Raw genomic sequence first — 24357 nt, 5'->3', positions numbered from 1 at the left:
GCGGCGGCGTCCGTCAGCTGTTCTTCAAGACGATCTGGTACGCCACGACGCCAGCCTCGCGGCAGCGGTCGATGGCCTTTTCCAGGATCTCGAAGAATTCCTTCAGCAGGAACATCTGCAGGTTGTCCAGGCGGCCCGAGTAGATGTCGCGGTACAGCTCGAGCATCAGGCGGTCGGCCTCGTTCTCCAGCGAGCGCAGCTTCTCATTCAGCGCGGTCATGCGGTCCAGGTTCATGTGGCGCAGGTCGGCCACCATCTCCACCACCACGCCGGCCGCCTGTTCCAGCATCGCCGCGCGCGGCGCGAAGTCGATGTGTTCCAGGTGGGTCGTGGCCAGCGAATAGCGATCGGCGAACTTCTCGATCTGCTTCGGAATCTTGTACAGGGCCGAACCCAGCGCCTCGATGTCCTCGCGCTCGATCGGGGTCATGAAGCTGTCTACCAGCGCCTGGCTGATCTTGTCCGAGGCCGCGCGCTCGCGCAGGCGGGCCAGCTTGAAGGCGTCCAGCGCCGGCTGGCGGTCGGCCTCGCGCAGCATCGAATGCAGTGCCTTGGCAGCGTCGTTGGCCGCGACGGCGGCCTCATCAAGCAGGGTGTAGAACTGTTTGCCGGAACCGAAAATGGTCTGCAGAGAGAACATTGAGAAACCTGTCAGCCGTCGCGGGAAGGACGGCACCAGGACGAATTATGACGGCTAGATGACCATTCCGGGTATCCCCGCCCCCCAGAGGGGATGAAAACCCCCAACCTGAACAGGTAGTTGCCACCCCGCCATGGGCCTTTGCTAAGATGCCAGCGCGCCCCCGGGCGCACCTTATGGACGACGACCCTTACCCCCCTGCGCCGCGCCGGACCCCGTTCCTGAGCGCCTGCCGCCACCGCAAGCACCCGCCCTCCCTGCCACCAACCGGGGACGACGCCCGTGTTTGAAATGATCCTGATTGTTTTCGCGCTTGTTCTTCTGAACGGCTTCTTTGCCATGTCCGAGATGTCGGTCATGACCTCGCGCAAGAGCCGCCTGAAGCAGATGGCGGCCACCTCCAAGCGCGCAGCCAAGGCGCTGGAGCTCTCCGAGAAGCCCGAAAGCTTCCTGTCCACCGTCCAGATCGGCATTACCGTCATCGGCGTCCTGACCGGCTATCTGGGCGGTGAGGCGCTGGGCGAAGCCTTCGGCGGCTGGATCGAGGGGCTGATGCCCGGCTTTGCCTATGCCGGCAAGATCGGCACGGTGCTGGCTGTCAGCCTGATCACCTTCATCACCCTCATCTTCGGCGAGCTGGTGCCCAAGCGCCTTGCCCTGACCCGCTCGGAGGCCATCGCCGGCCTGGTGGCCATGCCGATGAGCTGGCTGGCGAAGCTGGCCCTGCCCTTCGTCTGGCTGCTGTCCAAGACCACCCAGCTGATGCTGAAGGTGATGGGCCTGGGCCAGGACGAGGCCGCGCAGGTGACCGAAGAAGAGATCCGCATGCTGGTGGCCGAGAGCCACGAGGCCGGCGTGATCGACACCCATGAGCGCGACATGATGAACCGTGTCATGCGCCTGGGCGACCGCACCGCCGACAGCCTGATGACCCCGCGCAACCGCATCGCCTGGCTGGACACCCAGGCCGGGCTGGAGCGCAACCTGGAAATCATGGCCGAGCACGAGTTCTCGCGCTACCCGGTGCTGCGCGACAACGACATGGACGTGGTCGGCATCCTGGAGCTGAAGTCGCTGGCCACGCGCATGGCGCGCGGTGACAACGCGCTGTTCCAGACCCTGCGCGAGCCGTTGTACGTTTCCGAATCGACCCACGCGATGAAGCTGCTGGAGATCTTCCGCGAGGAACAGCAGTCGATGGCACTGGTGGTGGACGAGTACGGCGAAATCCAGGGCCTGGTGACCATCAGCGACCTGATGGGTGCGGTGGTCGGCCGCTTGCAGGCGGTGGAAAACGCCGACGAAGACGCGCTGGTGGTGACCCGCGAAGACGGCTCGCTGCTGGTGGACGGCTCGCTGCCGATCGAGGACCTGCGCGAACTGATCGGCAGCAACGAGCTGCCCGACGCCGAGGACGGCGACTACTACACGCTGGCCGGCATGTGCATCCACTACTTCGGCCGCATCCCGCACGCGGGCGAATACTTCGACTGGGCCGGCTGGCGCTTCGAGGTGGTCGACCTGGATGGCGCACGCGTGGACAAGCTGTTGCTGCGCACCCTGTCTGACGAGCAGGCCGATGAGCTCACCGCCTGAGTCAAACCAGGCGCCGCACGACGAATCGGGCGAGCCGCGCCCGATCTACCGCAACGAGGGCATCCGTACCTTGCTGGCGATGTTCGCCTCCGGCGACCCGGCCGAGCACATGCCGCTCGGGCAGATCCTGAAGGACCTGCAGCAGAGCGCTTTCGGCGTATTCCTGTTCGTGGCCATCCTGCCCTCCTTCATTCCGATTCCGGGCATGGGCGGCGCGGTCAGCGGGCCGCTGGTGGTGTTGATCGGGCTGCAGATGCTGTTCTGCCGGCGCAAGCCCTGGCTGCCGGGCTTCATTGCCCGCCGCGGCCCCAAACGCGGGACCATGCAGAAGTTCCTGCGCCGTATTGATCGGCCATTGCGTCGACTGGACCGCATGCTCTCGCCGCGCATGCCGTCGCTGCTGGTTCCTCTGCCCGCGCATGCGTTCAGCGGCCTGCTGCTGGTGCTGTTGGGGGTGATGCTCTCGCTGCCAATCCCGTTCACCAACTTCCTGTTCGGCTTCCAGCTGCTGCTGTTCGCTCTGGCACTGCTGGAGCGCGATGGCGCGCTGATGCTGTTCAACTGGGTTGCCGCGCTGGTGGCGATCGCGTTCTTCGGCTTCAGTTCCGGGCAACTGGTGGGGTATACGGTGGAGCTGTTCCAGCGCTGGTTCGAGTGATGGCCGCTGCGCTCGCCGGGCATGGCCCGGCGCTACCCTCCACGCGACATGATCATCCACGCTTGGCGTGGATCTACTGGATCATGGCGAAGCAGTAGATCCACGCCATGCGTGGATGAAACCTTCACCGCAGGTCAATGAACCCGTTGTCGCCCAGCTGCGCGGGCTCGTCCTGCACCGCCGACAGCACGAAGCTCAGCGCCTTGCCCAGCAGCGTGCCGGGGCCATCCCAGTATTCCGCCGAATCGGCGCGCACGTGGATCAGTCGCAGGTTCGGATCATCCTTGCCGCCCGGGAAGAACAGCTTCATCGGCGGCGACCACAATTCCTCGATCTTCGCGCGGTCGTCGACGATGCGCGCACGCCCCGCCACCGATACGTAAGTGTTCTTCGAAGGCGAGGCATAAGCCACGTTGACCCGCGGGTTGAGCGCGATCTCGGCCACCTTCGGGCTGTCGGCAGCGGTGGCGAACCAGAGGTCGCCATCGAAGGCGACCTGCTGGGTGCCCAGCGGGCGGCTGTACAGGCGGCCGTCGACGCCGACGGTGGTGAACATCGCCACCTCCACGTCCTTGATCAGTTCGGCCAGCTGGGCAATGTGTTCGGCGCGGGAATCGGCCATGGTGGGGGGCTCCGGTTGCAAGAGCCCCCATCAGACCCGGCGCGGCTGCAATGCGCCGTGATGCCGATGTTCAGCCCGCGTGGCGGGCGTGCCAGGCCTGCATCGCCAGCTCGAACGAGCGCAGGCGCGCGCGGTGGTCGTACAGGTTGGCGGTCAGCATCAGTTCGTCGGGCTTGTGGCGGTCGACGAAGGCGGCGATGCCCTCGGCCACCTGCTGCGGATCGCCCAGCACGGTGCAGGCCAGCGCGCGCTCCACGCCCAGCTTCTCGTGCGGTTCCCAGAAGGTCTCGATGTCGTCGATCGGCGCCGGAATCCGGCCCGGGCGACCGCGACGCAGGTTGACGAAGCTCTGCTGCTGGCTGGTGAACAACCGGCGCGATTCGGCTTCGCTGTCACTGGCGACGACATTCAGCGCCAGCATCGCGTGCGGCTGTTTGAGCGTGGCCGAGGGGCGGAATTCGCGGCGATAGACGGCCAGCGCTTCATCCATCGAATCGGGCGCGAAGTGCGAGGCGAACGCATACGGCAGGCCCATCGAGGCGGCCATGCGCGCGCCGAACAGGCTGGAGCCGAGGATCCAGGTCGGCACCCGCAGGCCACCACCGGGCACGGCCTGCACGGCCTGGCCAGGCTGCACCGGTTCGAAGTAATGCAGCAGCTCGCGGACGTCCTGCGGGAACTGGTCGGCGCTGTCGAAGTAGCGGCGCAGCGCGCGCGCGGTGGGCTGGTCGGTGCCGGGCGCGCGGCCCAGGCCGAGGTCGATGCGGTCCGGGTACAGCGACGCCAGCGTGCCGAACTGCTCGGCCACCTGCAGCGGCGCGTGGTTGGGCAGCATGATGCCGCCGGAGCCAACGCGGATACGCTTGGTGCCGCCGGCCACGTGGCCGATCAGCACGGCGGTGGCCGCGCTGGCGATGCCGGGCATGTTGTGGTGTTCGGCCAGCCAGTAGCGGCGGTAGCCCAGCGCATCGGCGTGCTGGGCCAGTTCCAGCATGTTGGCGAAGGCGGCGGTGGTATCGCTGCCCTCGCAGACCGGGGCCAGGTCGAGGATCGACAACGGGATCATCAGGCGTACTCCGTCACAAGATGTCCCCTTGCATGGGGTCGGGACGGGGCCACCGCCAGTGACGGTGGCAGGATGCTGATTCCTGCGGGGCGGGTGTAGAGCCGAGCCCATGCTCGGCTGCTTTTCACCGCTCAACGGCACCCGAGCATGGGCTCGGCTCTACAGAGTCGCGTGGTCAGAACGCGCTGGGGCGCGGCTCGGCCAGCGGTTCGTCGACCATCGGCTGCAGCGCCGCATCCAGCGCCACGCGCTCATCGAACACGAAACAGCGGCCTTCGTAACCCTCGCCGCCCACTTCCTCGAAGTAACCGAGGATGCCGCCGTCGAGCTGCAGCACGTTGTCCATGCCATCATTGACCATCCACAGCGCCGCCTTCTCGCAGCGGATGCCACCGGTGCAGAAGCTGACCACGGTGCTCTCCTTCAGCGCCTCGCGGTGCGGCGCCAGGGCCTCGGGCAGGTCGGTGAACTTGTGGATGGGCAGCACCAGCGCGTCCTTGAACGTGCCGTACTCCACTTCCTGCAGATTACGCGTATCGAGCATCACCACCGGCTTGCCGGCATCGTCGTGGCCCTCGCGCAGCCAGCGCTGCACGGTGGCCGGGTCCACCGCCGGCGCACGCGGGTATTCCAGCGGCTGGCCGTCATCGCGGCGGAAGCTGATGATCTCGTCCTTGACCTTGGCCTTCAGGCGCGCGAACGGCGGGTGCTCGCTGAAGCTGGTCTTGACCCGCATGTCGGCAAAACGTGCATCGGCATGCAGGGCGGCATAGAAGTCCTTGATCGCCTCCGGCGCGCCGGCCAGGAACAGGTTCAGGCCCTCGCCCGCCACCAGGATGGTTCCACGCAGCTCCGTGGCCTCGGCACGCGCCAGCAGCTGGTCGCACAGGACCTGGGGGGCGTCAATGACGGCGAAGTGGTAGGCGGCGGTATTGGCGATCATCCCGCCATTTTAGCGCCTCGCAACCGCACAGGCAGATTCAGGGGTCAGAGCCCTCCGCCCAGCGGAGGGATCCGACCCCTTGCCGGCCAGAGGCCGGCACTACCGCGGCGGCTTAGCCCCGCAACAACACGAACGGCAGCAGCACCAGCGCCGCCGCCACCACCATGCCCAGCAGCACCAGCACCACGAACACCGGCCTCCGCCGCAGCAGGCTGCCGAACGTCTCGGCCGTGCCCTCGCGCAGCGCCTGCTCGCGCTCGGCACGCACACGCACCCCGCGCGCCGCCTGGTACTCGGCCATCAGCGCCTTCGCCCGCGGCTGGTCGGCATCCTCGCTCAGCCACAGGCCGCCGTTGGAAATGCCCCACGGGCTGGGTTCGGTGCGGTACCAGGCGATGCCGTGCTGGTCCAGCAGCGTGCAGACGTCGGCGTATTCGTCGTCACCGACATTGCGGAGATTGAGCAGGAGTTTGGCCATGCGACCATGATACCCGGCACCGATGCGCTACCCTTGCCGCCCCCGACACCACCCATCCCGGAGACGCCCGATGCGCCGCCTGCTGCTACCCCTGCTGCTGTCCCTTGTCGCCGCCGGCTGTGCCCGCGAACCCGCCGGTCCGCCCCCGGGTGGCACCCTGACCACCTTCGAGCGCATCGACACCCAGGTCGGCACCGGCGCCGAAGCCGTCCCGGGCCAGAAAGTCTCCGTGCACTACACCGGCTGGATCTACGACCAGCGCACCGAAAGCAAGCATGGCAAGACCTTCGACAGCTCGGTCGGCCGCGGCGAACCCTTCACCTTTACGCTCGGCGCCGGCCAGGTCATCCGCGGCTGGGATGAGGGCGTCGCCGGCATGAAGGTGGGCGGCAAGCGCACCCTGATGATTCCGCCGGCCTATGGCTACGGCGACCGCGGCATCGGCCCGATCCCGGCCGGTTCCTCGCTGGTGTTCGATGTCGAGCTGCTCGATGTCAAACCGTAATGCCGCTGCACCGCGCCGGGTCGCCGTTATCGGCGGCGGTCCGGCCGGCCTGTTCGCCGCCGAGCGCCTGCGCGCGGCCGGCCTGGACGTGGACCTGTACGAGGCCAAGGGTTCGCCCGGCCGCAAATTCCTGATCGCCGGCAAGGGTGGGCTCAACCTGACCCACTCCGACCCGCGCCCGCTGTTCGACAGCCGCTACCGCGAACAGGCCGATGCCGTCGGCCAGTGGCTGGATGGCTTCGACGCCCAGGCGCTGCGCGACTGGGCCGCCGGCTTCGGCGTGGAGACCTATGTGGGCAGCTCCGGCCGCGTGTTCCCGGTCGACCGCAAGGCCGCGCCGCTGCTGCGTGGCTGGGTGCGCCGGCTGAAGGAACAGGGCGTGCGCCTGCATGCCAACCATCGCTGGACTGGATGGACCGAGGAAGGCGCGCTGTGCTTCAGCACCGAAGACGGCCCGATCGAAGTGCAGGCGGATGCAACCCTGCTGGCGCTGGGCGGCGGCAGCTGGCCGCAGCTGGGCAGCGATGGCGCCTGGGTCGTGCCGCTGCAGGCGCGCGGCGTGGACATCGCTCCGCTGCAATCAGCCAACTGCGGCTTCGACGTGGACTGGACCCCGTTCTTCGCACAGCGCAATGCCGGCGCACCGCTGAAGCCGGTGGTCGCGCACTGGATCGACCTGCAGGGCCAGCCGCACACGCTGCAGGGCGAATGCGTGGCCAGCGAGTACGGCATCGAAGGCAGCCTGATCTACGCGCTGGCCGCCGATCTGCGCGAAACCATCAACCGCGATGGCCACGCCACCCTGTGGCTGGATCTTGTGCCGGGCCGCGACGAAGCGCGCCTGCTCGCCGATCTGTCGCGCCCGCGCAAGGGCCGCAGCTTCGGCGAACACCTGCGCCGCCAGGCAGGACTGGATGCGGTGAAGACCGCGCTGGTGTTCGAGATCCTGGGCAAGGACGCCGGCAACGACCTGAGCGCCGTGGTCGCGACGCTCAAGCGCCTGCCGCTGCGCCTGCAACGCCCGCGGCCGATGGCCGAAGTGATCAGCACCGCCGGTGGCGTGCGCCTGCAGGCGCTGGATGACGGCCTGATGGTGCGCGCCCTGCCCGGTGTGTTCTGCGCCGGCGAGATGCTGGACTGGGAAGCGCCGACCGGCGGCTACCTGCTGACCGCGTGCTATGCGAGCGGGTTGCGGGCGGCCGAGGGTGTCATCGCGTGGCTGGTGGGACGCTGACCGGGGTGTTGTAGAGCCGAGCCCATGCTCGGCTGCTCCGCTTCTGTAGAGTCGAGCCATGTTCGACTGTTCTGCTCGTGTGGCAAATGCAGCCGAGCATGGGCTCGGCTCTACACGGCGCGGTGCATGCGCACCGAGGCCAGGGCCACGCCACTGGGGTGCGGATAGGCTTCCTCGGCCCCGGCGATGAAGCCCTGCCGTTGATAGAACGGCACGGCGTTGAGCGAGGCCGACAGCACCACGTCACGCGCCGGATCGGCCAGTGCCAGCAGGCGCTGCATCAGCGCCTGGCCGATGCCCTGCCCGCCCTTGTCCGGATCGACGAACAGCGCATCGACCTCGTTGCCGACGGCATCGAACACACCAAAGCCCAGCAGGGCGCCCCGCCCGTCCTCGGCCACCACACAACCGCCCTGAGCGAGCAGGCGTTGGTACTGTGCCGGTGGCGGCGAGGCCGACCATGGCGCGATCACCTCGGGCGGGTAATGACTGCTGCAGGTTTCGCGCACGCAGCGCGTGCGCAGCGCCCACAGCGTGGCCACGTCATCGGTCGTGCCGGTCCTGAACTGCATGATCCCTCCATGTAGATTCAAGCCATGCTCGACTGCTTTTGTAGATCGAAAGGCAGTCGAGCATGGCTCGACTCTACACAACCGTTACCGCGATTTGCTCGCGCGCAGCGCCTGGATGCGCGGCGGCGGCTGGAACGAATCGCTGCGCGCTTCGGCCCAGAACGAGTGGAACACCGCGTGGTCCGGCACCTTGTGCAGCAGCTCGCCCGGTTCGAGGTAGCGGTACAGCGAGGACAACGAACGGATCTCGACCGGCGAAACACGACGCAGGATGTGCTCGGGCCCCAACTCGGCCGGGTCATTGAGACCGGCCGCGCACAGCAGTTCCTTCAGCGCATGCAGGGTGTGCTCGTGGTAGCTGTGCACGCGCGTGGCCTTGTCCGGCGCATCCAGATGCTTCCAGCGCGCCGGGTTCTGGGTGGCGATGCCGGTCGGGCACTTGTCGGTATGGCAGCTCAGCGACTGGATGCAGCCGAGCGCGAACATGAAACCGCGGCCGGCATTGCACCAGTCCGCGCCGAGTGCGATGGTGCGCGCGATCTCGAAGGCACTGGTGATCTTGCCGGCCGCACCGATGCGGATGCGCTCGCGCAGGTCCAGGCCGACCAGGGTGTTGTGCACCAGCAGCAGCGCCTCGTGCATCGGCACGCCGACGTGGTCGACGAACTCGGCCGGCGCCGCGCCGGTCCCACCTTCGGCACCATCGACCACGATGAAATCGGGCAGCAGGCCGGTTTCCTGCATGGCCTTGGCAATGCCGAACCATTCCCACGGGTGGCCGATGGCCAGCTTGAAGCCCACCGGCTTGCCACCGGACAGCTCACGCAGGCGGGCGACGAACTGCAGCAGTTCCACCGGCGTGGAGAACGCCGAATGGCGCGACGGTGACACGCAGTCCACGCCCATTGGCACGCCGCGGGTGGCAGAGATCTCGGCAGTCACCTTCGGCGCCGGAAGCACGCCACCGTGTCCCGGCTTGGCACCCTGCGACAGCTTGATCTCGATCATCTTGACCTGATCGTGGGTGGCATTGGCGATGAAGCGTTCCTCGCTGAAACCGCCCTTCTCGTCGCGGCAGCCGAAGTAGCCCGAGCCGATTTCCCAGACCAGATCACCGCCCATCTCGCGGTGATACGGCGAAATCGAGCCTTCGCCGGTGTCGTGGTAGAAACCGCCGCGACGCGCGCCGTCGTTCAGTGCGCGGATCGCGTTGGCCGACAGCGAGCCGAAGCTCATCGCCGAGATGTTGAACACGCTGGCCGAATAGGGCTTGGCGCAGGTGGGACCGATCAGCACGCGGAAATCATGCGCGGCGATGGTGGTCGGTGCCAGCGAGTGGTTGATCCACTCGTAGTCCACCGCGTAGGTACTGCGCAGGGTACCGAAGGGCACCGTGTCCATCTCGTTCTTGGCGCGCTGGTAGATCAGCGCACGCTGCTGGCGCGAGAACGGCACGTCTTCCAGGTCGCTCTGCACGAAGTACTGGCGGATTTCCGGGCCGATGGACTCCAGCCCGTAGCGGAAGTGCGCCATCACCGGATAGTTGCGGCGCAGGGTGCTGCGCTTCTGCAGCAGGTCCCAGGTGCCCAGTGCCACCATCGCGGCGGTCAGACCGACACCCCAGTACCAGGCCGGCCAGATCGTGGCCAACCACAGGCACAGGGGAAACAGCAGGATGGCGAGCAGGTAGACGATATACCGGTGCATGGCGTTCCTCGATTGCAACCGCCCCAGTCTAACGTGCGCGTGTCTACAGGCGGTCGTCGACCACGTTGCGCGGCCAGGCAGACTTCACGTCGTAGACCAGCCCACCCGGCGCCAGCAGCAAGCGGATTCCATCTTCATCCAGCGCCTTGAAGCTGGCATGGGCCACCGCCAGCACCACCGCGTCGTACTGCCCGGCCTGCGGCTCGGCCACCCAGTGCACGTTGGCATCAGCGAGGGCCGCCGGCCCCACCCACGGGTCGCTCACCTGCACCTGTGCGCCGGCCGACTGCAGGCGCTGGGCCAGTTCCAGCGCGCGGCTGTTGCGCAGGTCGGGGCAGTCCTCCTTGAAGGTCACGCCCAGCACCAGGATGCGCGACTGCGCTGCCGCACGACCGCGCTCGGCCAGCATCGCCAGCACGCGGGTGGCGACGTGTTCGCCGACACGGTTGTTGACCTGCCGCGCGGTGTGGATCAGGTCCGGGTGGAAGCCCACGCTCTCGGATTTGTGCAGCAGGTAATAGGGATCCACGCCGATGCAGTGGCCGCCGACCAGGCCGGGCCGGAACGGCAGGAAATTCCACTTGCTGCCCGCAGCGTCCAGCACATCCTGGGTGTCGATGCCGAGGCGGTCGAAGATCAGCGCCAGCTCGTTGACCAGGGCGATGTTGACGTCGCGCTGGATGTTCTCCACCACCTTGGCTGCTTCGGCCACACGCATCGACGGTGCCGGGAAGGTACCGGCGGCGATGATGCGCTGGTAAAGGCCGTCGACCACCGACGCGACCGCCGGGGTCGAACCGGAGGTGATCTTGCGGATGTCTGCCAGGCGCCGCTGGCGATCCCCCGGGCTGACCCGTTCGGGGCTGTAGCCGCAGTAGAAATCCTCGTTGAAGCGCAGTCCCGAGCCCTCTTCCAGCAGCGGCACGCAGACTTCCTCAGTGGTACCCGGGTAGACCGTGGACTCGTAGATGACCAGATCGCCTGCGCGCAGATGGCTGGCCACCAGCCGCGTGGCCGAGCGCAGCGGCTCCAGGTCCGGCTGCTCGTACGCATCGATCGGCGTGGGCACGGTGACGATGTAGACGTTGCAGGCGTCCAGCTGCGCAGGGTCACTGCTGTAGCGCAGCTGCACGGCCGCGGCAAGTTCCTCCGGCTCCATCTCCAGCGTGTGGTCCTGGCCGCTGCCCAGCTCGGCGATGCGTGCCGCGTCGATGTCGTAACCCAGCGTGGGGACATGACGACCGAACGCCACGGCCAGCGGCAGGCCGACGTAGCCCAACCCGATCACGGCCGGCAGCGGTTGCTGCGCGGCGCTGATGGGCGCGCTCATGGGCGATGCCCCGTGGGCAGCGACAGGGTCTGGGTCATCCGGGTTTCCGCGGTGAAGGCAAGCATGCCCACAAGGTTAACCGCCCCGGTGACGACAGGCCACGCCGGGCTCAGGAGCCAAGGCAGACCGCGGCCGGTTCCAGTTCGCCATGGCCTCCGGTCCAGGCCTCCAGCAGCAACGCAAAACCGTGGCTGCACGACGGCGACCCGTTGTCGAAACCCTGCCACGGCGCGGCCACGATGCCGTCCAGCGTGGCCGCATCGATCATGCGGTTGGCCATGGTCCAGCGCGGGAACCAGCGCCACTGCAGGGCCCCCGCAGCCAGCTCGGCGACGCTGCCGTGACGGCGCGCATTGAGGATGCGCGCATGCACCGATGCCACGCCATCGCGCGGCCCTTCGATGTACTGCAGGAAGCGGGTGCCATCGAACATCAGTACACCGGTGACGCCGGCCATGCGGTTGAAGGCGGTCGCGTCGGCCAGCAGCGCATCGAGATCGGGCACGTCCAGCCCTTCCTTGGCCGTACTGACATAGGCAAACGCATGCAACGCCATCTCCACCACTCCCCTACCCCTGATACGGGGAAATATGACAGGAAGCACGGGGACTTCAAGCGCTGGCTATTCCGGCGGCGCCTCGATCACGTAGCCGCGCTGCGTCAGTTCTTCCAGATAGCCTTCGCCCAGCAGCTGGCTGACCGGCACCGTTGCAAACGTGCCGGCATGTTTGGCCAGCGCAGCATCGGCCGCCTGCAACCAGCGTGCGCGTACCTGCTGCGGCAGGTTGCTCCAGCCACGGCGGCGCACGAACTCCGAGTCCTGCAGCATTTCCCTGCAGCTCTGCGCCATCGTCGAGGAGGACAGGCGCTTCAACGCGGTGACATCGCCCAGCGCCCAGGCATTGGCGCGCTCGCGCAGCACCGGCGCCTGGAACTCCACCGTGTCGAGAGTACGTTCGAAGCACGCGCGGTCATCCACTTCCGACGCCTGCAGCTCCTTCAGCGCGCCACGGATGTCGTCGATCTTCAGCTTCACCTGCACATCTTCCGGCTGCAGGTCGTGCGCCTTGTAGACGCGCTTCAGTGCGTCCTTGACCTGCTTGCTGTCGCGCAGGCCATTGCGCTTGAGGAAGGCCCGGTACAGCCGGCCGGAGGCTACCAGCGGACGCTCCTTTTCCACGCTGCGATCGTTGCCGAGGTAGGTCTGCTTCAGGCCCAACCAGCGCGCATAGGTGGGTGCGGGCAGCAGCTGGTCCAGCGTGCGCCCCTGCGGATCACGCGCGGTCTTCTTCGCCAGCGGCAGCAGGGTAAGCCCCTTGAAGAAGCCGATCTTCGCGTCCAATCCAAAGCCCGGATCGCCCAGTACGTGATCGACACCGGCGATGGTGCGTTCGACGTCATCCGACCGCCATTCCACGCGCGCTGGCAGCGGCGATACCGTGCCGAGGATCCACAGCACATGGCCCTGCGGGCCGGTCACTTTCCACAGGCCGGGACCCGGCTGTTCACCGGTGACCTGCACGGTGTCCAGATCGACCACCGCGTCCGATCCCGCAGGCGGTGGTGCCGGCTGCGCCAACACGGGCCCTGCGGCCAGCCACATGGCCAGCACCAGCCCACACTGCATCCACTGCCTGCCACGTGCGTGCATGTCGCCATTCCCGGGAGAATGGGCGGACTGTAACCAGCGCCGCAGCCGGCTGCGTAAAGGCCACGTTATCCGCCGACAGCGGCGATGATTCCGTTACAATCGGCGCGCGCTGCAGGCCCGGATGGCGAAACTGGTAGACGCATCGGACTTAAAATCCGCCGGGGGCAACCCCATGCCGGTTCGATTCCGGCTCCGGGCACCACGCGCAACACGCCTCAGATCGCCCGCGAGTACCGCGGCTGTTCCTGCGCAACGCGCAGATAAGGATCAAAGCACATCGCCAGCAGCCGCAGCAGCGGCCGCCCCGGCTCACTGGCGCGAACCACCCCATCGCTGTACTCGGCCAGGCCATCGCGCTGCAGCCGCTGCACGGCCTGCAGATCCTGCGCGAAGTACTCCTCGAAGCGCACCCCATGGCGCTGGGCCAACGCATGGCCATCCACCTCGCCCTGGCACATCAGCTGCTGGATCAGCTCGGCGCGCAGCTGGTCGTCCTCGCTGAGCGCGACCCCGCGCCAGACCGGCAGCTGGCTCTGGTCAACTGCCGCTTCCCATGACGGCAGATCGCGCGGGTTCTGGCTGTAGGTGGCGCCCACGTGACTGATGGCACTGACCCCCAGGCCAAGCAGATCGGTGTCGGCGTGGGTGGTGTAGCCCATGAAATTACGGTGCAGCTGACCGGCGCGCTGCGCGCGCGACAGGTCCTCCTCGGGCAGCGCGAAGTGGTCCATGCCGATGTACTGGTAGCCCGCCGCGGAAAGACGTTCGACTGCCAGCCCAAGCAGGGCCAGCTTGTCTTCCGGCGAGGGCAGCCGACTCTCGTCGATCTGCCGTTGTGCGCGGAACAGGTGCGGCAGATGCGCGTAGCCATACACCGCCAGGCGATCCGGGCGCAGCGCCAGCACCCGCTCCAGGGTGCGTCCGAAGCCTTCCAGGCTCTGCCCGGGCAGGCCGTAGATCAGGTCGACGTTGACCGAGCGCATGCCGCTGTCACGGCAGGCCCGCAGGATGTCCAGCGTCTGCCGCACACCCTGCACGCGGTTGATCGACTCCTGCACCTGCGGGTCGAAGTCCTGCACGCCGAGGCTGGCGCGATTGAAGCCCAGGCGTGCCAGCATCGCGACGTCACCGGCATCGATGAAGCGCGGATCCAGCTCGATGGAGAAATCGCGCTTTGACGAGTCACTGAAATCGAAACGCCGACGCAGCCCTTCCACCAGCGTGGTCATGGCCTCGGCATCGAGGAAATTGGGCGTGCCGCCGCCAAGGTGCAGCTGGATCACTTCGCGCCCGTCATCGAACTGCGGTGCCAGCAGGTCGGCCTCGGCCAGCACCCGCGCAACGTAGCTGTGGCCACGGCCACGATCGCGGGTGATCACCCGGTTGCAGCCGCAATAGAAGCACGGGCTGGAGCAGAACGGCACGTGCACGTACAGCGACAGCGCGCGCGCCGTCTGGTTGCTGTCGGCGATCGCCTGGCGCAGGGCCGGCGCGTCGAAGCCATCGTGGAAATGCGGCGCGGTCGGATAGGAGGTGTAGCGCGGCCCCGGCCGGTCATGCCGGCGCAGCAGATCAGGGTCGAAGGTCCAGGCCAGGCCACCAGCAGCGGGAGAGAACGTGTCCATGGCGCCAGCATCGCGCCGGCGCGGCGCCCCCGCCTTGACCTGGATCAATCCTGGCCGCAGACGCCCAGCACCGGCAGGCCCACCTGCGGCCAGCGCAGCATCTGGTAGCGGCGCCAGAAGGTTTCAGCGATGCGCTTGGCCACGTCGTCGGCCAGCGCCTGCATCGGCGGGTTGCCGCACTCGGCGGTGGTCCTGTGGAACAGCACCAGCCAGCGGTCGAACAGATCCTTGTCCAGGTCGATGGCCATGTGCTTGGACATCGGCGAACCACTGAAGCGGCGGGTACCGCGCAGCATGGCCGACCAGAAATCGACCAGCTGGGCCAGGTGCGAGGGCCACTCATGGACGTGCCCGTTGAACACCGGCCCCAGCCGCTCTTCCTCGCGCACCCGCGCATAGAAATCGTGGACCAGGCGGGTCACTTCCTCTTCGCTGCACAGCGCCAGCGAGGCGACGGGAAGTTCGGTCGGGGATGGTGCGTTCATCGGGTTACCCAGTACGGATCGGCAGTGTGCCGAAGGCGGCGGCGGCCGCTGTTGATCCAGATCAATGTCGGCGCGGACAGGCCCGCCTAGGCTGACGCGCTTGCACGACGCATGCCCTGCGGATGCTGCGCCGACCACCGCGAAGTATACGCGCCGCCCTCTTCCTCAGCCCCGGGACAGCATGAACACATCGTCTTCCGGCCGCCGCCAGCGGCTGATCCAGCACTGGGGCGCGGTCCTCTGGCCCAGTTTCATCGCCGCCGGCCTGGCCTGCGTGGTGTTCTTCGCCTTCGTCGATCCCCTGCGGCTGCAGGCGATCAGTTTCCCGGGCAGCGCGATCAGCCGTGAGCTGGGCTACACCGCAGGCTTCTTCATGTTCTGGGCAGTCACTGCGCTGTCCAGTGCGATGACCGGCTACCTGCTGCGCCCGATCGACGAAGGCGACGACGATGAGCTGCCACTGGGATGAGCTGCGCCGCGCCCTCCCTGCCACGCCCCTGGCGCTGGCGTGGCGCCCTCAGTGCCACGCTGCTGGCGTTGTTCTACGTGCTGCCCTGGCTGCGCTGGGATGGACGCCAGGCGCTCCTGCTCGACCTCGCGGCACGCCGCTTCGATCTGTTCGGCTGGACGCTATGGCCAGATGACCTCGGCATGCTGCTGGGCCTGCTGGCGGTGCTTGCCGTGGGCCTGGCCCTGCTGACCCACTTGGCCGGCCGGGTCTGGTGCGGCCACGCCTGTCCGCAGACGCTGTGGATGCGCGCCTTTGACGGCATCGCCCGCGTGCTGGCGCAAAGGCTGCCCCCGCGCGCGGCCACGGTCTCGACCCGACTGTGCTGGGTGCTGCTCTCGCTGTGGACCGGCATCACCTTCGTCGGCCTGTTCAGCCCGATCCACGGCCTGCTCGGCCTGCCCGCCGCAAGCGGCTGGAGCGGGTGGAAAGTGTTCTGGGTGCTGTTCTATGCCGGGGCCACCTACGGCAATGCCGGCTTCCTGCGCGAACAGGTATGCCGCTCGCTGTGCCCGTTCGCGCGCCTGCAGCCGCTGCTGACCGATCCGCATACCCCGCGCATGCTGTACGACGCTCCCCGCGGCGAACCCCGTGGCGCACGACCCGCCGCACTGGGCGGCGTGCAGGCGCGCGGCCGTGGCCTGCTCGACCCGGTCACTGCGCAGGACTACGTGTTCCGTGCCGCGCATCCGCTGCTGGCGGGGCCGATGCCCACCTTCAGTGCGGACCGGCTGGGGGATTGCACCGACTGCGCGGCCTGCGTGACGGCCTGTCCGATGCAGCTGGACATCCGCCATGGGCCCCAGGCCGATTGCCTGGCGTGCGGTGCCTGCCTGGAAGCGTCCGCGCAGCAGCAGCACCGCGCCGGCTTCGGCCCCGGACTGGTGCGCTACTGCAGCCCGCAGGTGATGGCCGGGCAGGCGCCACGCCGGTGGCGCACACGCACCACCATGCTGGCGTCCCTGCTGGCCGCCCTGCTGGCGTGCGGCGCTTGGCGCCTGTGCTGACTCAACGCGGGCGGCTGCTGCCGTCCGGCGGCACCAGCTGGGCACGGCGGACGATGCCGAGCTGCTCGATGATCAGCGCCAGATCGTTGGTCACTTCGGTACGCTCGGTTCCCTGCGGAACCAGACGATCAAGCACCTGCTGGTAGGTATCCCAGAACGCCGGACCGCATCCGTGTTTGTGATAACTGGCTTCCAGTTCGCGGCGTACCCGTTCAGCCAAGCCATGCATGCCGTATTCCATACGACCTCCGTTGGACTTGTCCTGCATCGTTCACGGTCAACCGATCGACGTGCGTGGTACTGAATGACTCCCGGTCTTCACAACCGGTTGATGCCAATTAGTCATAATTTTCACGACAGGTCAATGACATGGCGCGACTTTCGTGATTGAAATTATTAATCGTTCATGATCTGAGCGATCGGACTACCCTGCCCCGCCGTCGCGCCAAAGCCGACATCCTCGCCCGATACGCATTCCATCTCGCCCCTGCCGCGCCTGTTTCAATCGAATTCAACTATGGCGATAAGCGTGCTTAACAAATCGGAATAAGCACGCTGACAGCGACAATTTCTGTCATTACTTAGATGGTTTTCACCTGATCGCTCTTTTCGGCAGGAAACAGACCGGGATAGCGCTGCTGCAGCATGTAGCGCCGCAGCGGCGGGATCGGAAAGTCGCAAGGCCATTGCGAGACAGCGGATCGGCTGATTCCAAAGAGCCTGGCCAGCTCGGCGTCGGTCTCCAGGCCCAGCCGGATGCGCACCTGACGCTTGCACCAGATTTCGTCCATTTTCGATCTCTTTCGTCATCAGACTTATTCTGGTGGCAAGGATTCTTTTGAATCCACGCGTTAAGCTGGCTTGCATAGATGAATACTCTTGGACAACGACTCGCCGCCGCAATGAAAAACGCCGGGCACCCACGTCCGGCCGACCTTGCCCGCGCCTCCGACAGCACTACGGCCACCATCAGCAACTGGCTCAACGACAACGTCAAAGCCGACCACGTAAAAGCCGAACAACTCTTCCGAATCGCCGATGCGGTGAAGATGGACCCGCGCGAACTGCTGTTCGGCCCGGTCGATGGCGCAGTGGGCGAGCGCGGCACGGCCTACATGTACCTGCCCAGCGAGGCCTACCTGGATGTCTGGGAAACCGCCTATGAACTGGTGGCCAACATCCTGGACCGACGCGGGCTTGATGTCGGCCTCCGCCGGCAGGCATCGCTGGGATTGATGGCCAACGACCTGCTGCGCGAAGGCATCAGCCGCAGCAAGGTCGCTCGCGTGGTGGCCACCGCCCTGCCCTGACAGATCCTGCCCAGCGCCGCGTCGCGCTGGTAGCATGGGCGTTGATGGGGATGGGGCTCCCCCGATAACCGCCTGAGATGGCTGATGGCTCCTGTTGTTGACGAACCCGGCGTTCGTCGATGGCAGGCCGTGCCCGCCATTGCGTACGCCGTCGATCCTGCGAACCAGCACTCGAGGCAAGCGATGCAAGCATTGAACAACTATGTCCTGGTCTTCCTGGGAGGCGGCGCAGGCGCGTGCCTGCGCCATGCCTGCAACCTGCTCGGCGCGCGCGTCGCCGTGGGCAGCCCGTGGCCCTGGTCGACCTTCCTCATCAACATCAGCGGCGCACTGTTGATGGGCGTGGTGGTGGAGGCCTTCGCCCTGCGTAATGGCGCCTCGCCGCAACTGCGGCTGCTGCTGACCACCGGCATCCTCGGTGGCTACACCACCTTCTCCACCTATTCGCTGGAAATCGGCCTGCTGCTGCAGCGCGGCCAGCATGGGCTGGCGGCATTGTATGCCGGCGGCTCGGTCGCACTTGGCCTGGCCGGCCTGTTTGGCGGCATGAAGCTGGCCCGGCTCGCGCTGGGCTGAGCACTCAGGCGGCGCTGGCGCGATCCTGTTCACGCCACTGCCGTGGCGACTGCCCGGTGTGCGCCTTGAACGCACGCGACAGCGCGGCTTCGCTGCCGTAACCGACGTCGTCGGCAATCCGCTTCAACGGCCGCCCCTGGCGCAGCGCCTGCTGGGCGAGGCCGACACGCCAGCCCTGCAGGTACTGGCCCGGCGTGGTCCCCATCGCCTCGCGGAAACTGGCGGCGAACACGCTGCGCGACATGCCGGCGGTTTCGGCCAGGTCCTCCAGCGTCCAGGCCTGCGCCGGCGCCTCGTGCATGGCCACCAGGGCCAGGCGCAGGCGCGGGTGGCCGAGCCCGGCAAACAGGCCGCCGCGCATCTGCCCACCTTCCATCAACTGGCGCAGTACCTGGATCATCACCACCTCGAACAGTCGGTTGACCATCACCGTGCGCCCGCAACGCTGCTCGAAGGCTTCCTCGAACAGCAGATCCAGCGCGGCGCTGCCGCCATACAGATCCGTCAGCGGCATGCAGATGAAATCGGGCAACGCCGCGCTGATCGGATTGAGCCGGCCGCCTTCGAAATGCAGGTTGGCGCAGGCCATGTCGGCCCCGTGCTGCGGGTCGGTACTGAAGCGGTGCGGCATCGGCCGCGGGTACAGCAGCAGGCTGGGCACATCCACCTGCACGGTGTGCTGGCCATGCGTGACCTGCACCGGTCCGCGCCGCACCAGGTGCAGGTGGCCGGCCTCATCCTCGCCCGGCAGGCTGTTGATGCCGCACAGCGCGCCGGCATGGAACACCGAGGCGCTGACCGCGAAACGTTCCAGCAGGATGGCAAGGCGGTCGACCATGGCAGGACTCCGGATCAAACAGGTGATGGTTGATGCGACCCATCGTATCGAATTCGTCGGTACGCCGGCGAGAACCGCGATGCTGCCCAACACTGCGGCAGCGCAGCGCGCGTGCCCCCCCAGGCCCTATGCTCGGCGCACCCCTGCACGGATGACTGCGATGCACGCCATGCTCTCCCTGAACCTGGCGATCGGTCTGCTTCCGACCAGCACCCTGCACGCGGCCGCGCCGCCAGCGCCGCCAGCGCCGCGCACGCTCAGCGGTGAACTGCAGGGCGCACCTTGGCGGCTGGATGTGCCCGCACAGTGGAATGGCGAGCTGGTGATGCTGGCCCATGGCTATGAGCCGGTGGGCGTGCCGCGCGAGACGCCGATGGCGGCTGCAGACAGCACCCAGGCACTGCTCGATGCCGGTTACGCCGTCGCCCAGAGTGCTTATTCCAGCCAGGGCTGGGCAGTGGCCGATGCGGTGGCCGACATGGAGCGCCTGCGCCAGCACGCGCTGGACGAACTCACGCACGTGCGCCACACCTGGATGCTCGGCTTCTCGATGGGCGGCGCGGTCGCCGTGGCCAGCCTGGAGCGCCATCCGCAGAGCTATGCCGGTGGCATTTCACTGTGCGGCGCCAACCTGCCAGGCGACGTGCTGGCCCGGGACCTGCTCACCACCCTGGCGGCCTTTGATTACTTCTTCCCCAAGGCCGAAGGCCTGCCGGCCGGCGGCCTGCTGTCGAGCGAGGCCGGCGCGCTGCCGCAGATGGCGCTGTACCAGGGCATCGCTGCCGCATTGGCGACTCGTCCGGCAGAGTCCGCACAGTTCGCTACGCGCCTGCAGGTCGCACCCGATGCACTGGCCGGTGCGATCAGCCTGCATGCGCTGGTCCTGCACGAACTGGCACAGCGCGCCGGTGGCATGCCCGCCGGCAACATCGGCATCGTCTACAGCGGCTTCGGTGACGACGCAGCCTTCAACGCGGGCGTGCAACGCGTGCAGGCCAGTGCCGCTGGGCAGGCGTACGTGCGCGACCGTCTGGCACTCAACGGCGCGTTGCAACGGCCACTGGTGATCCAGTTCAACCATGGCGATCCGAGCATCGTTCCGCGCATGCAGACGGTGTATCCACAGCTGGCAGCGCGTGCAGGCAGCGCCTCGAAACTGCATGTACTGCCTCCCGTCGGCGAAGGCCATTGCGGCTTCTCCGGCGCACAGGTGGTGGACGCACTGAAGGCGGCTTCCGCGCACTGAGGCTACGATGGAGGCACGGCGCAGCGCGCGTCGCGTACCTCATTCCATTGCCCTGTGAGCCCATGGCCTTCTTCGAACGACTGAGCGACACCCGCTACCTGCCGACCGCACATGTGGGCGGCGCCTGGAACACCAACGAGCAGCACATCGCCCCAGCGATGGGATTGCTCGCGCATCACCTGCAACGCGACGCCGCCGCGCGCGGCCACGGCTTCCTGATCGGCCGCCTGTCCTACGACATCCTCGGCACCATTCCAATCGAAGCGATGGACGCACACGTGCAGGTACTGCGCGGCGGCCGCACCATCGAACTGGTGGAAGCCACCCTCAGCCACCAGGATCGCGCCGCCCTGCGCGTGCGTGCGTGGCTGATGCGCCCGAACGATACCGCGGCGATTGCCGGCACCCCGCTGACGCGCATCGCGGCTGCCGACACGATGCCCGAATGGGACCCGGCGACGGTGTGGCCGGGCGGCTTCATCGAGAACGTGGAGATCCGCCGCGATGACCACGGCCCCGGCCGTGCGACCTACTGGGCACGCGCGAAGCAGGCGCTGCTGGACGGCGAGACGGTGAGCCCGCTGGCACGCGCCGCCACCCTGTTCGACCTGTCCAACGGCATGGCCGTGCGCGCCGATCCGAAGGACATCGCGTTCCCCAACCTGGACCTGACCGTGCACCTGTTCGGCACGCCGCAGGGCGACTGGCTGGGCTTCGACACCTCGGTCTCGTTCGGCAGCGAAGGCATCGGCCTGACCAGCACGGTGCTGCACGACGAGCGTGGCCCGATCGGCAGCATCGGCCAAGTGCTGACCGTGCGCCCCTGAGCGCAGCCGCGCAGATGCAGCGAGCGGCGTCAGCCGTCCAGCGTGCCCATGGTGAAGGTGTAACCCGAGCGCATCAGGAAATCGCGCATGCGCAGTTCAGCGCGGCGCGGTGATGGCAGATCGGAGGGGCCATACAGGGCATAGACCAGGCCCGAGCCTTCGATGCTCTCACGGCGCACGCCGCAATGGCGCGTTTCGGCCGCGATCACCCAGCCGTCCTTCAATTGATCCGGCCCGATCGACTGACCGTTCTTGAGCCGGAATGTCAGCCAGCGCACCTCCGCAGTGGATCTGCTCATCGCTGGCCTGCCGCGCATGCGGTCCTGCATGTCCCTGCTTGCCATTGCTGCCCCCGAAGACGTGGACCTTGACCATACCCCTTTGCCATGTCGTGACGGTTTGAGACTGATTGCGTCACGACCTGGCGCCCACCCGGCCCGGTCAGCGCCGCCTCAGGACGAGGACCCGGCTGGCGTGGCGTACTGCTGATTGACACGGTCTTCCTGCTCCCGGCGTGCGGACGCACAGCGCTCGCGCGCCGCGGACATCTGCGCATCGGCGGCAACGCGTTCAGAACTCAGCGACTGCTGCAGGCTGGATAGCTGCGCACGGATGCCCGATTCGAGCGTGGCAGTGGACAGTGGGCTGCTGGCCTCAGCAGGTGCACTGCGGGCGTCTGCCAATTATCGATCCAGCTCGGCGACCTGCCGGTTGACGGCCTGCGTCCGCGCTTCGAGCGGGCCGTAGATGCGCGCCTGCTCCCCCTGCAGGCTGTTCCGCTCGGCGATGCCCGCGTCGCTCATGCCGGTGGTGGGATACACCGCCGCGCGATTGGACGCCTCGCCAGCGCTCTCGGATGCGGCGCGGTTCGAACGCAGCTTCATCGGCTCGCTGCCGGCACCGCACGGGTCCTGCGAATAGACCGTCTCACCCGATGCGCCCTTGCACTTGTAAACCTGCGCCGACGCCCCCGGTGCCAGCAGCAACAGCACCAGGACCATACCGAAATTCGCGTTCATCCAGACCTCCTGTCCGTGGCCGTGGTGGCCCGCTGACTCGTACGCTACGACGGCTCTCTGGCAACGGCAAAGCCCCCGCCAGCCCGTGCAACGCGATTCCGTTCACACAACGCGTCTGCCAGCATCTGGATTTCCGCACGCATGGCCAGCACCTGCAGCCAGTCCCCGGGGATGCCGGCCGCACCGTAGAAGGCACCGGCCAACTGGCCGAGCACCGCTGCGGTGGTATCGGCATCGTCGCCCAGGTTGGCCGCTTCCAGCACCGCAGCGGCGAAGGTGTCGTGCCGGTGGAAGCACCAGAACGCCGCCTCCAGGCTGTCCACGACATAGCCACTGCCGCGGATCTGCTCACGGCTTGCCTGCTGGTACTGCCCGGCGGCGATCTGCTGCAGGCGTTCGCCGTGCACAGGGATGTCGCGCAGATCCAGCACAGCCTGCTTCGATTGCCCGTCCAGCGCACGCTCGATCGCAGCCGCCAGCACACGGCATGCGTCCAGGCATTCACGCGCGGCATGAGTGGTACGCGAACTCAGCTCGGCCATCGCCGGCAGTTCCGGCGTTCCGGCATAGCGCAGCACCACTGGCGCCAGGCGCATGATCGAACCATTGCCGGCACTGCGCGGGTCTTCATTGCCCGACAGCGGCTGCCCGCTGAGCAGGAACTGGTCGATGGCCGCGCGCGTGGCCATGCCGATGTCGAAGCACTCACCGGTCGCGCTCCAGTAACCGTTGCGATACCAGTTGGCATAGCGGGTCATCTGGTCGCGTGGGTCGAATTCACCGCAACGCACCAGGCTTTCGGCCAGGCACATCGCCATCGAGGTGTCGTCGGTCCACTGCCCCCGCTTCAGATTGAACGGGCCACCGCCGACCATGTCGGTGAGCGGCGTGAAACTGCCGCGCGGCTTGAACTCCACCGTGGTGCCGACGGCATCGCCGCAGGCCAGTCCGAGCAATGCGCCGCGGAAGTTGTCGATCTGGTTCATGCCCCGAGTGTAACCAGACACGGCATCAGGCGTTCCCGGACACCCGTCTCAGTTCGAGCGCGGCAAACGTATACCAGCCAAATGCCGGCAGCAGCGCGATGCGCTGGGTCAGCCCGTGCCAGGGCTGCGGATCGAAACCGGACAGCATCAACCACAGATAAGCCATGCCCAGCAGCGACGTGGCGCGCGCCACCCAGGCGATGCGCCTAGAGGCATCGGCACCGAGCTCTACCAGGAACAACAGCGGCGTCAGGATGGAAAAGATGCCGATGGAGTACATGCCGTGCAGCGGGCTGCCGGTGGTGAACACCCCGTTGCTGAGCATGGCCACGCCGAACAGTGTGGAGGTGAGCGCGGTGAGTGCGAAGCGGTGGCCCCAGCCCAGCAGCGCAAGACTGAAGAGGAGGATGGCCGCGCCATTGACCGCGATGCAGGCCGTCAACATATTTGCCGACAGGCCCGGCATCAGGCCCATCTCGCTGAGGTGCTGCGAGAGCGAGCTGTAGCCGGGCACGGTGAAGCCGAACGCGATTGCGGCGAACATCGCGCCGAGGGGAAGGTAGATTGCCTGCCGGATTGCCAACGCGCGCACTGCCTGCCCTCTTCCTGAGTGTGACCGCGGACGTTAGCAGGGGCGCTTATTGGCGAGGAGTGCGGTTTGGCAGGGGGCGGCCCAAAGAAAAAGCCCTGACCGGAGTCAGGGCTTTTCAATTGGAGGCCTCAAGCGGAATCGAACCGCTGTAAACGGATTTGCAATCCGGTGCATAGCCACTCTGCCATGAGGCCAAACGTACTGCGGCCAGGAACGATGCCCCTGACATGACAAAACCCCGCGATGGGGCCTGTCGAAACTGGAGCGGGAAACGAGACTCGAACTCGCGACCTCAACCTTGGCAAGGTTGCGCTCTACCAACTGAGCTATTCCCGC

Annotated in this window: 30 protein-coding genes, 3 tRNA genes and 1 riboswitch; of the genes, 11 read left to right on the top strand and 22 right to left on the bottom strand. The window is 67.1% G+C overall.

All coding sequences use genetic code 11. From position 1 onward, the window contains the following. Positions 1-13: 13 nt before the first annotated feature. Positions 14-640 (bottom strand): DUF47 domain-containing protein, encoded by a 627-nt coding sequence (locus NQ204_RS10960; RefSeq protein WP_079221423.1) that lies wholly within the window; start codon positions 638-640, stop codon positions 14-16. Positions 641-931: 291 nt separating this feature from the next. Here NQ204_RS10960 and NQ204_RS10955 point away from each other — a divergent pair, with 291 nt between their 5' ends. Both NQ204_RS10955 and NQ204_RS10950 read left to right on the top strand, forming a co-directional pair. After that, on the top strand, positions 932-2236 hold the full coding sequence (locus tag NQ204_RS10955) for a hemolysin family protein (protein WP_079221422.1): 1305 nt from the start codon (positions 932-934) through the stop codon (positions 2234-2236). Further along, positions 2220-2894 (top strand): exopolysaccharide biosynthesis protein, encoded by a 675-nt coding sequence (locus NQ204_RS10950; RefSeq protein ID WP_256643881.1) that lies wholly within the window; start codon positions 2220-2222, stop codon positions 2892-2894. The genes NQ204_RS10955 and NQ204_RS10950 overlap by 17 nt, the downstream gene beginning before the upstream one ends. Positions 2895-3018: 124 nt before the next feature. Here the strand turns inward: NQ204_RS10950 and NQ204_RS10945 are convergent, their stop codons facing one another. From NQ204_RS10945 to NQ204_RS10930, 4 genes are all read right to left on the bottom strand, one after another. Further along, positions 3019-3516 (bottom strand): pyridoxamine 5'-phosphate oxidase family protein, encoded by a 498-nt coding sequence (locus tag NQ204_RS10945; RefSeq protein WP_116865336.1) that lies wholly within the window; start codon positions 3514-3516, stop codon positions 3019-3021. A 70-nt stretch (positions 3517-3586) separates the two neighbouring features. Then, positions 3587-4582: an LLM class flavin-dependent oxidoreductase gene (locus NQ204_RS10940; RefSeq protein ID WP_200733348.1), complete on the bottom strand. Its 996-nt coding sequence runs from the start codon at positions 4580-4582 to the stop codon at positions 3587-3589. A gap of 175 nt (positions 4583-4757) precedes the next feature. Continuing rightward, positions 4758-5525, bottom strand: a complete 768-nt coding sequence (locus tag NQ204_RS10935; protein WP_256643880.1) for a sulfurtransferase — start codon at positions 5523-5525, stop codon at positions 4758-4760. 112 nt (positions 5526-5637) lie between these two features. Then, positions 5638-6003: a DUF6164 family protein gene (locus NQ204_RS10930; protein ID WP_108768450.1), complete on the bottom strand. Its 366-nt coding sequence runs from the start codon at positions 6001-6003 to the stop codon at positions 5638-5640. Positions 6004-6073: 70 nt separating this feature from the next. On the opposite strand from NQ204_RS10930, the gene NQ204_RS10925 reads away from it, so the two are divergent. Both NQ204_RS10925 and NQ204_RS10920 read left to right on the top strand, forming a co-directional pair. After that, positions 6074-6508, top strand: coding sequence for an FKBP-type peptidyl-prolyl cis-trans isomerase (locus NQ204_RS10925; protein WP_108768449.1), 435 nt, complete (start codon positions 6074-6076; stop codon positions 6506-6508). Then, on the top strand, positions 6495-7742 hold the full coding sequence (locus NQ204_RS10920) for a TIGR03862 family flavoprotein (RefSeq protein ID WP_256643879.1): 1248 nt from the start codon (positions 6495-6497) through the stop codon (positions 7740-7742). Before NQ204_RS10925 ends, NQ204_RS10920 begins: the two co-directional genes overlap by 14 nt. A 110-nt stretch (positions 7743-7852) precedes the next feature. Here the strand turns inward: NQ204_RS10920 and NQ204_RS10915 are convergent, their stop codons facing one another. The 5 genes from NQ204_RS10915 to NQ204_RS10895 all read right to left on the bottom strand — a co-directional run bounded on the left by NQ204_RS10915 (position 7853) and on the right by NQ204_RS10895 (position 13002). Beyond that, positions 7853-8314: a GNAT family N-acetyltransferase gene (locus tag NQ204_RS10915; protein ID WP_116862959.1), complete on the bottom strand. Its 462-nt coding sequence runs from the start codon at positions 8312-8314 to the stop codon at positions 7853-7855. Between the two features lie 84 nt (positions 8315-8398). Next, complete coding sequence (locus NQ204_RS10910; protein WP_116862958.1) at positions 8399-10021, bottom strand: FMN-binding glutamate synthase family protein; 1623 nt, start codon at positions 10019-10021, stop codon at positions 8399-8401. A gap of 43 nt (positions 10022-10064) precedes the next feature. Beyond that, positions 10065-11351 (bottom strand): nucleotide sugar dehydrogenase, encoded by a 1287-nt coding sequence (locus NQ204_RS10905; protein ID WP_256643878.1) that lies wholly within the window; start codon positions 11349-11351, stop codon positions 10065-10067. A gap of 109 nt (positions 11352-11460) precedes the next feature. Then, positions 11461-11907, bottom strand: a complete 447-nt coding sequence (locus NQ204_RS10900; RefSeq protein WP_256643877.1) for a BLUF domain-containing protein — start codon at positions 11905-11907, stop codon at positions 11461-11463. A 66-nt stretch (positions 11908-11973) separates the two neighbouring features. Further along, the gene (locus NQ204_RS10895; protein ID WP_256643876.1) at positions 11974-13002 is read right to left on the bottom strand and encodes a TraB/GumN family protein; all 1029 of its coding nucleotides are present in this window, start codon (positions 13000-13002) and stop codon (positions 11974-11976) included. Positions 13003-13117: 115 nt separating this feature from the next. Here NQ204_RS10895 and NQ204_RS10890 point away from each other — a divergent pair. After that, positions 13118-13204: transfer RNA gene (locus NQ204_RS10890), tRNA-Leu, on the top strand. 13 nt (positions 13205-13217) lie between these two features. Here the strand turns inward: NQ204_RS10890 and hemN are convergent. Then, positions 13218-14627, bottom strand: coding sequence for an oxygen-independent coproporphyrinogen III oxidase (hemN, locus tag NQ204_RS10885; protein ID WP_256643875.1), 1410 nt, complete (start codon positions 14625-14627; stop codon positions 13218-13220). 44 nt (positions 14628-14671) lie between these two features. Continuing rightward, entirely contained in the window at positions 14672-15112 is a 441-nt protein-coding gene (locus tag NQ204_RS10880) for a group III truncated hemoglobin (protein ID WP_116862954.1), read from the bottom strand. Between the two features lie 181 nt (positions 15113-15293). Between NQ204_RS10880 and NQ204_RS10875 the strand changes: the two genes are divergently transcribed. After that, positions 15294-15581 carry a hypothetical protein gene (locus NQ204_RS10875; protein ID WP_256643874.1) on the top strand — a complete coding sequence of 96 codons (288 nt, stop codon included), beginning with the start codon at positions 15294-15296 and terminating at the stop codon, positions 15579-15581. Continuing rightward, complete coding sequence (locus NQ204_RS10870) at positions 15578-16627, top strand: 4Fe-4S dicluster domain-containing protein (protein WP_256643873.1); 1050 nt, start codon at positions 15578-15580, stop codon at positions 16625-16627. The genes NQ204_RS10875 and NQ204_RS10870 overlap by 4 nt, the downstream gene beginning before the upstream one ends. 1 nt (position 16628) lies before the next feature. On the opposite strand, the gene NQ204_RS10865 is transcribed toward NQ204_RS10870, so the two are convergent. Both NQ204_RS10865 and NQ204_RS10860 read right to left on the bottom strand, forming a co-directional pair. Continuing rightward, entirely contained in the window at positions 16629-16868 is a 240-nt protein-coding gene (locus tag NQ204_RS10865; protein WP_116862951.1) for a hypothetical protein, read from the bottom strand. Positions 16869-17208: 340 nt separating this feature from the next. After that, positions 17209-17418 (bottom strand): hypothetical protein, encoded by a 210-nt coding sequence (locus NQ204_RS10860; RefSeq protein WP_116862950.1) that lies wholly within the window; start codon positions 17416-17418, stop codon positions 17209-17211. 111 nt (positions 17419-17529) lie between these two features. Here NQ204_RS10860 and NQ204_RS10855 point away from each other — a divergent pair, with 111 nt between their 5' ends. Together NQ204_RS10855 and crcB are read left to right on the top strand one after the other, a co-directional pair. Next, positions 17530-17937 carry a helix-turn-helix domain-containing protein gene (locus tag NQ204_RS10855; RefSeq protein ID WP_343238491.1) on the top strand — a complete coding sequence of 136 codons (408 nt, stop codon included), beginning with the start codon at positions 17530-17532 and terminating at the stop codon, positions 17935-17937. Between the two features lie 37 nt (positions 17938-17974). Then, positions 17975-18038, top strand: a riboswitch (Fluoride riboswitch). 82 nt (positions 18039-18120) lie between these two features. Next, complete coding sequence (crcB, locus tag NQ204_RS10850) at positions 18121-18513, top strand: fluoride efflux transporter CrcB (protein ID WP_116862948.1); 393 nt, start codon at positions 18121-18123, stop codon at positions 18511-18513. 4 nt (positions 18514-18517) lie between these two features. Here crcB and NQ204_RS10845 read toward each other — a convergent pair whose 3' ends face one another. After that, complete coding sequence (locus NQ204_RS10845; protein WP_256643871.1) at positions 18518-19351, bottom strand: AraC family transcriptional regulator; 834 nt, start codon at positions 19349-19351, stop codon at positions 18518-18520. Positions 19352-19511: 160 nt separating this feature from the next. Here NQ204_RS10845 and NQ204_RS10840 point away from each other — a divergent pair, with 160 nt between their 5' ends. Together NQ204_RS10840 and NQ204_RS10835 are read left to right on the top strand one after the other, a co-directional pair. After that, the gene (locus tag NQ204_RS10840) at positions 19512-20597 is read left to right on the top strand and encodes an alpha/beta hydrolase family protein (protein ID WP_256643870.1); all 1086 of its coding nucleotides are present in this window, start codon (positions 19512-19514) and stop codon (positions 20595-20597) included. Between the two features lie 62 nt (positions 20598-20659). Beyond that, positions 20660-21424, top strand: coding sequence for a thioesterase family protein (locus tag NQ204_RS10835; protein WP_256643869.1), 765 nt, complete (start codon positions 20660-20662; stop codon positions 21422-21424). 29 nt (positions 21425-21453) lie between these two features. Here NQ204_RS10835 and NQ204_RS10830 read toward each other — a convergent pair whose 3' ends face one another. From NQ204_RS10830 to NQ204_RS10800, 7 genes are all read right to left on the bottom strand, one after another. Further along, positions 21454-21723 carry a hypothetical protein gene (locus tag NQ204_RS10830; protein WP_256643868.1) on the bottom strand — a complete coding sequence of 90 codons (270 nt, stop codon included), beginning with the start codon at positions 21721-21723 and terminating at the stop codon, positions 21454-21456. Between the two features lie 153 nt (positions 21724-21876). Then, complete coding sequence (locus NQ204_RS10825; RefSeq protein ID WP_256643867.1) at positions 21877-22107, bottom strand: hypothetical protein; 231 nt, start codon at positions 22105-22107, stop codon at positions 21877-21879. Next, positions 22108-22443: a DUF4124 domain-containing protein gene (locus NQ204_RS10820; RefSeq protein WP_256643866.1), complete on the bottom strand. Its 336-nt coding sequence runs from the start codon at positions 22441-22443 to the stop codon at positions 22108-22110. It lies immediately after the preceding gene. 44 nt (positions 22444-22487) lie between these two features. After that, positions 22488-23429: an ADP-ribosylglycohydrolase family protein gene (locus tag NQ204_RS10815; RefSeq protein WP_116862943.1), complete on the bottom strand. Its 942-nt coding sequence runs from the start codon at positions 23427-23429 to the stop codon at positions 22488-22490. 25 nt (positions 23430-23454) lie between these two features. Next, on the bottom strand, positions 23455-24021 hold the full coding sequence (locus NQ204_RS10810) for a DUF998 domain-containing protein (protein ID WP_133249386.1): 567 nt from the start codon (positions 24019-24021) through the stop codon (positions 23455-23457). Between the two features lie 120 nt (positions 24022-24141). Further along, positions 24142-24215 (bottom strand) — tRNA-Cys (locus NQ204_RS10805). Between the two features lie 66 nt (positions 24216-24281). Further along, positions 24282-24357: transfer RNA gene (locus tag NQ204_RS10800), tRNA-Gly, on the bottom strand.

Source organism: Stenotrophomonas testudinis (assembly GCF_024499815.1).
Classification (GTDB): domain Bacteria; phylum Pseudomonadota; class Gammaproteobacteria; order Xanthomonadales; family Xanthomonadaceae; genus Stenotrophomonas.
The sequence above is the reverse complement of the archived record's forward strand: the minus strand, read 5'-3'. Positions and strand labels throughout refer to the sequence as shown.